Origin of the sequence: Flaviflexus sp., from assembly GCF_041440645.1 — a bacterium.
Classification (GTDB): Bacteria; Actinomycetota; Actinomycetes; order Actinomycetales; family Actinomycetaceae; genus Flaviflexus.
This window is the reverse complement of record NZ_JASDVN010000056.1, coordinates 1-6,817: the sequence shown is the minus strand read 5'-3', so window position 1 is coordinate 6,817 and position 6,817 is coordinate 1. Positions and strand designations below refer to the sequence as shown.

Here is a 6,817-nt window from a genome sequence, read left to right as displayed (position 1 = left end):
TCGCGGTCCGCCGCGGCACCACCTTCTACGTCAACAACGAACTCCGCGGCGGCAACGCCGACGCACAGTTCAACTACGGACGAGCAGGCGACGAGGTTCTGGTCGGCGACTGGGACGGCAACGGCACCGACACCTTCGCGGTCCGCCGCGGCACCACCTTCTACGTCAACAACGAACTCCGCGGCGGCAACGCCGACGCACAGTTCAACTACGGACGAGCAGGCGACGAGGTTCTGGTCGGCGACTGGGACGGCAACGGCACCGACACCTTCGCGGTCCGCCGCGGCACCACCTTCTACGTCAACAACGAACTCCGCGGCGGCAATGCCGACGCGCAGTTCAACTACGGACGCAGTGGTGACGAGGCGTTCGCTGGTGACTGGGACGGGGCCGATGGTGATACGTTCGCTGTTCGCCGCGGCAACACCTTCCACCTGCGCAACACACTCGCGGGAGGCAACGCAGAAATCACGTTCAACTATGGTCGCAAGGGTGATGAGTTGTACGTGGGCGATTGGAACGGCGACGGCAAGGAGACCTTTGCTGTGCGGCGCGGCAACGAATGGCACATTCGCAACGACTTCAACGGCGGTCCTGCCGAGCGGATCATTCGCTTCGGTAAGGCGAGCGATACCCCGCTCGTGGGTGACTGGGACGGTAACGGTACCGCAACGCCCGGAGTCCACCGCGCACCAAAGCCACCAGCGAAACCCTCCCTCCCCTCCCAGGTTCCCGTCATGGTGTACGGAACACTCCGGACCGGCCAGCCGGCACACAGCGTTGTTCAGGGCAGGTTCAATATCAACGTCCTTGGGCGCGCACCCTCTCTTGAACTTTGGGTGACCGATCACCCCTACCCGTCGTACCCCGTGTGGCCGTGGGCCTTGCCAGGCTCGACGGGCATGACCGGCGAGATGCTGTTCTTCCCCAGCTCAAGGTACAACGCCGAGGTTGCGAGGCTGGATGACTGGGAGGGCTACACCCCCGGTGGCAACCCGAACCAAATGAACTACATTCGCGAGCAGCGAGCAACCAACCAAAACAAGAACGCATGGGTCTACGTGGCCACACCGTGGCGCCAGACCTACGCAAAGAACTACGGAACGAAGGTGGTTTCCGGTGACATCACGCGCTTCTAAAACAGGACTTCTGCTCCTCGCCAGCCTCGTGGTCGCGGGCTGTTCGAGCAGCGCCGACGCCGACCCGTCGCCCGAGGTGGAACCGGTCCCGGTCGGCACCAACAAGCCCGATACTGGCACTTCTCCCGAATCCGATGAGACTCCCGAGGTGTCCGAGACCGGCGACGTCGAGGGCACACTCGGAGAACCCGTTGGCCTCGCCGGCGGTGAGGAAGAGGCCATCTTCACCATGACCGTCAACTCTATCGAACACGCACAGACGTGCCCGTCGAGAATCGACCCAACAGACGTCACGAACGAGCACGGGTCATTCCTGGTCGTGGACGTGACGGCAGAGATGTCGGAGAATTACGCGGAGTTCTTGGATGAGGGGGAGGAACCCTTCCTCACGACCGCGCCCGATGCGTTCTACCTGACCGACCTCAACGGGGTCATCCAGGCGGACGTCATCACGATCTCCTCCTACGAGTGCTTCTCGATAGAGGAGCAGGTCGCGCCGTTCATCAACCCCGGCGAGACTGCCGAGGGCCTCATCGCACTCGACACCAGCCTCGACCACGGCTACCTCGTCTACAACCCGTGGGGTGTGGACGGCTCGGGATGGCGGTGGGAGTTCTAACCCTCCACGAACAGATCTGTGGGTTGGTACACGAATAGTTCTGAGGGTTGGTACGGAAGCTCTTGCAATCTGTACCAACCCTCAGGTTCATTCTCATCCAAGATCCGAACGCTACTCACCCTTGACCGGGACTTTGCCAGCTACTTCTTCTTGGATTCCAGTCCGAGAACCCGATCGACACGGGGACGGAAGTAGTCGGGGCCCTTGAGCACCTTGCCGTCCTCTCGGTAGATGGGCTTGCCGTCGGCACCCAGCTTCGACAGGTTCGCCGCCTGCACCTCTCGCAGCACGTCCTCGAGGGGAATGCCAGTCTCCAGCGCCATGCCGTAGATGACATACACGAGATCAGCGAGAGCATCCGCGACCTCGACCGTGTCACGCGTGCGATCATCGCTTGCCACAGCCTGCTCGTAGGCGGCTGAGACGGTCTCGCCCGCGACCTTGCCGTAGTAGGCGGACACGAGCTCGTGGAACTCCTCGGCAATGAGCGCCATCCTCATCTCGCTGCGCTCACGATCGACGTTCGGACCATCGGTCGCGATCGGCATCTCGTAGGTTTCATGGAACTCCCGCACGAGTGCCTCGGGGTCGCGGGAGTTGAGCACTGCCCGCCTGCCCTCTGATGGGCCGAACCACGCCTTGTGCGGCTCTCGCGGATCGTCCTTCATGATTGTGGCGATGAGATGGTCCTTCGGTTCACCATCCTCGAAGGTGGCGCCCCGCCTGATGCCTTCGAACTGAAAACCGGCCTTCCAAGCGACCTTGGCACTTGCCCAGTTGATGTCACGACCCTCAACGAGGCACGCCCAACCTACGGCGTACGAGCCCTCTGCAAAGGCAAGATCGATCACGGCATTCACTGCCTCGGTCATGTACCCATTGCCGCGGACCTCCGGATCGATCCAGAAGCCAACCTCGGTGCGCTTGCCCTCACCCACGGGAAGGAAGAGATCGACCATGCCAATGAAGCGGTCGCCTAGGAAGATGGCCCACAGCGGGCAGTCCTTTTCCCAGATCTCTCCTGCCCTCGAGAGGTAGGTTGTGGCATCCCCCATCGTGTAGTTCGAGGGAACCGTCGTCCACCGCTGAATGTCAGGATCCTGGCAGATCCTCGTCACGTCAGGGGCAAGGTCAAGGGTGGGAATCTCGAGTCGAAGACGATCGGTTGTCAGTGTCACTGGCTGCATGCTCACCAGGGTACTCGGTTCTCAAGGTCGGCCACATTCCTCGGCCAAGATCGCTGTCTGGGCCGGGAGTTAAACCAACGAGGAACGGCGATGTTGGGTATGGGCGAGCGACATCACACCAAAATCAGCTCACGGAATTGGCGCATCTCGATCGGGTCATGGTAAATTTCTATACGTTGCTTCGGCCAAGGCCGAGTCACCTGCGCGGGTGGCGGAATGGCAGACGCGCTAGCTTGAGGTGCTAGTCCACGTAATGTGGGTGGGGGTTCAAGTCCCCCTCCGCGCACAGTCCGAAAGGGCGGTACGACCAAGGTTGTACCGCCCTTTCGCTTATCCACTCCCCTGCGCAGAACGGGCCCAACTCGGAACCTTTGCGGCTCCGGCAATTCGACGCCCTCTCAAACCAGCTCCTCTGTCGCTGATCTGGCACGTGTTGGACTCAAGGTCCCCTTGACTTCAAGGAATCCTCATTCAATGAATCCTCATCGAAAGCAGCGGGCAGGCTTCACCGGGCCGCGAAGATTCGGTAAGCAACCCGGCTCCCGATAGATAGCCAATGACGAGATGCGGTTCCCAGGCTCGACTCCCTCCTCCCATGTCGCCAATCCCACTGTTCAAGGACCCTTTTGACAGGTCAATAATTTGCGCAATTTGGACATGTTGACACCGTTTATTGGGACATTTGTCCTGCTTGTAACCTTTCCATGGGACTTAAGTCCAATATGTTTACATTGAACACTCCCAGTTCTTTATCAGTCTTTTCACAGTGCTTATTAACATGAAAGTGTCTTCGATTCCGACTGAGCTTCCTTTTGCTTGCTTGGCTTCGTTGACGTGGTTATCAGTGGGCGCAATTCGGCGGCCACTGATTTTCGTGAAAGGTAAGTTTCATGGAGGCTGTCACTCCTACCTACACCGAAGAAGAGGAAAAGCTCGTCATTCGGAATAAGGATGGCGTACCGGTCGGAATCAAGCCCCACAATAGGTGGTCCTTGGGGAAGATCCTTCTCTGGGTCGGCATCACAGCCGTGGGCGTTCTGGGCTGGTACATGCTCGCTATCCGCCGAGGCGAAGAGGTCAACACGATCTGGTTCGTCGTCACCTCGGTCGCCACCTACACCATCGGTTACCGCTTCTACGCGCTCTACATTCAGCGCAAGATCATGCGCCCCGACGACTCGAATGCCACCCCGGCTGAGCGCGTGAACAACGGTAAGGACTACGACCCGACCAACCGTGTCGTTCTCTACGGCCACCATTTCGCTGCCATCGCTGGCGCCGGCCCGCTCGTCGGTCCGATTCTGGCGGCCCAGATGGGTTACCTGCCCGGCACGCTGTGGATCATCATTGGCGTGCTCGTCGCCGGCGCCGTTCAGGACATGCTTGTTCTGTTCTTCTCGATGCGCCGCGGCGGACGCTCTCTCGGTCAGATGGCAATTGACGAAATCGGCAAGGTCGGTGGCGCTGTTGCCGCCGTCATGGTTCTCGTCATGCTCATGATCGTTCTTGCCGTCCTCGCCATGATCTGCGTCAACGCGCTCGCAGAATCAACGTGGGGCGTGTTTGCCGTTGGCATGACGATCCCGATCGCTCTGTGCATGGGCCTGTGGCTTCGTTTCGTCCAACCGGGCAACATCACCCAGGTTTCGGTCGTCGGCTTCATTACTCTCATGGTCGTCATCTTCGCTGGCCGCTGGGTCTCCGAGACCGACTGGGGTCAGTCGATCTTCCACCTCTCCCCCACGGCTCTCGTGTGGTGCATGGTCATCTACGGCTTCTTCGCAGCCGTTCTCCCGGTGTGGCTGCTCCTCACCCCGCGTGACTACCTGTCAACGTTCATGAAGGTCGGAACGATCGTTGTTCTGGCTATCGGCATCATCATCGTTCGTCCCGTGGTTCAGATGCCGGCGGTGACCGAGTTCGCCTCCAACACCGAGGGCCCCGTCTTCGCTGGCGAGCTCTTCCCGTTCCTGTTCATTACCATCGCCTGTGGCGCCCTGTCCGGCATGCACGCAACGGTGTCGTCCGGTACCTCCCCCAAGATGGTTCAGAAGGAATCCCAGGTCCGCATGATTGGCTACGGCGGCATGCTCATGGAGTCCTTCGTCGCCATCATGGCTCTCGCCGCAGCGGCCTCCCTCAACATGGGCATCTACTTCGGCATGAACACCTCTGCTGCAACGGTCGACAACCTCGCCGGAACCGCTGTCGTGGAGTCCACTGACGATCGTTCTGAGATCACCGCGGAAGCGGTGAAGAACCTCAATGTCACCGACACTCACGGCAACTCCATTCACGCCGAGTGGGAGTCATGGGATGAGGATGGTAACGAGATCGTGCTCGTCAATGGTGAGGCCTTTGATCAGCTCGCTCACGACGTTGGTGAGTCGTCCGTGACTTCCCGTACCGGTGGCGCCCCGACACTCGCCGTGGCAATCGCGAACATTCTGCACCAGGTAGGTGGTGGTCAAGCCATGATGGGCTTCTGGTACCACTTCGCCATCATGTTCGAAGCCCTGTTCATCCTGTCCGCCGTGGATGCCGTGACCCGCGTGGCCCGCTTCCAGCTCTCGGATGCTCTCGGCAACGTGATCCCGAAGTTCAAGGACCCCTCGTGGCGCGTCGGAGCCTGGATCACGACCGCTATCGTCGTGGCCTCCTGGGGTTCACTGCTGCTCATGGGTGTGACCGACCCCCGTGGCGGCATCCAAACCCTGTACCCGCTGTTCGGCGTCGCTAACCAGCTCATTGCCGCCATCGCCCTTCTCATCTGCACCGTCGTGGTCGCAAACAAGGGTTACTGGAAGTGGATCTGGATCCCGGCCGTACCGCTCGTGTTCGACCTGGCAACCACATTCACGGCATCGTGGCAGAAGATCTTCTCCTCCGATCCCGCCATCGGCTACTTCACCCAGTGGAACAACGCGAAGGCCGCCCTCGAGGCAGCCCGCGTGGCCGGAGATGCTGACGCCATTGCGGTCCAGAGCGCAATCGTCCGCAACACACTGATCCAGGGCACCCTCTCGGTCGTGTTCCTCGCAACCGTGGCCTTCATCGTGCTCTGCGGTCTCATCCGCATCGCCAAGATGTTCAAGGCGAAGAAGCCGGAGTCCTTCGAGGATCCCTACCAGGAGTCGAACTTCTTCGCACCGTCGAGCCTCGTTGCGACCCCGCTCGAGAAGAAGCTGGTTGCCGAATACGAGGTGGTTGGCGATCCCGACCTCATCCCCGGCTACAAGGCACCGGCCGAAGTGAAGAAGTGACAGTCGTGGCCAAGAAGACGGACCAGCCCACCGGCACGCAACCCGTGTCCCGGTGGGACCGGGTCCGCCGCCTGTGGCGGGACTTCACTGGTGAGTCTGCGTACGACACGTACCTGGCCCGCCACACCCGCCATCACCCAGATCACCCACCGCTGACAAAGCGGGAGTTCTGGAGGCAACGCGCCGACTTTGACGAACAGAACGTCCAAACAGGATGCTGCTAGTCAGGGTCAACTACTGTCGCTGACCCTCATGCGTGAAGGAGCACTCTTCGGAGTGCTCCTTCAGTGCTTTCCGAACCGCCATTTCTCTCAGGCTTGTGTCCATCATCTCGTTGATCATTAGCGCGCCATCCTCTGGCTCTCCCACAACGTCCGCGAGTCACTCGCTCTATGGTTCAAAACGGACTCTCTCGAACCCCAGCGATTGACTCTCGAGAGGGGCACGAGTGAATCTCGCACGGTCCGCGAGCGCAGCTGTCAGGCTTGCTATGTTCCTGGGACGACGAGTCCGCTCTCGTAGGCGAAGATGACGAGTTGGGCTCTGTCGTGTGCGTGTCGCGCGTCAGACTATGTGGCAGGGGTAGTTAGTTGTTGAAATTACCCTTGA

5 protein-coding genes and 1 tRNA gene are annotated in these 6,817 nt (G+C 60.3%); 5 read left to right on the top strand and 1 reads right to left on the bottom strand.

The window, feature by feature from the left end; translation table 11 throughout:
• Both QMB98_RS08525 and QMB98_RS08520 read left to right on the top strand, forming a co-directional pair.
• Positions 1-1,139, top strand: a 1,139-nt coding sequence (locus QMB98_RS08525) for a gamma-glutamylcyclotransferase (RefSeq protein ID WP_371685290.1), incomplete at its 5' end; no start/stop codon positions are given.
• Positions 1,120-1,758, top strand: a complete 639-nt coding sequence (locus tag QMB98_RS08520; protein ID WP_371685289.1) for a hypothetical protein — start codon at positions 1,120-1,122, stop codon at positions 1,756-1,758. The genes QMB98_RS08525 and QMB98_RS08520, both read left to right, overlap by 20 nt.
• A gap of 140 nt (positions 1,759-1,898) precedes the next feature.
• Here QMB98_RS08520 and QMB98_RS08515 read toward each other — a convergent pair whose 3' ends face one another.
• Positions 1,899-2,945 carry a GNAT family N-acetyltransferase gene (locus QMB98_RS08515; RefSeq protein ID WP_371685288.1) on the bottom strand — a complete coding sequence of 349 codons (1,047 nt, stop codon included), beginning with the start codon at positions 2,943-2,945 and terminating at the stop codon, positions 1,899-1,901.
• 202 nt (positions 2,946-3,147) lie between these two features.
• Here QMB98_RS08515 and QMB98_RS08510 point away from each other — a divergent pair.
• The 3 genes from QMB98_RS08510 to QMB98_RS08500 all read left to right on the top strand — a co-directional run bounded on the left by QMB98_RS08510 (position 3,148) and on the right by QMB98_RS08500 (position 6,432).
• Positions 3,148-3,231 (top strand) — tRNA-Leu (locus QMB98_RS08510).
• A gap of 604 nt (positions 3,232-3,835) precedes the next feature.
• The gene (locus QMB98_RS08505) at positions 3,836-6,208 is read left to right on the top strand and encodes a carbon starvation CstA family protein (protein WP_371685287.1); all 2,373 of its coding nucleotides are present in this window, start codon (positions 3,836-3,838) and stop codon (positions 6,206-6,208) included.
• Positions 6,209-6,213: 5 nt separating this feature from the next.
• Positions 6,214-6,432: a YbdD/YjiX family protein gene (locus tag QMB98_RS08500; protein ID WP_371685285.1), complete on the top strand. Its 219-nt coding sequence runs from the start codon at positions 6,214-6,216 to the stop codon at positions 6,430-6,432.
• The last annotated feature ends 385 nt before the right edge of the window (positions 6,433-6,817 follow it).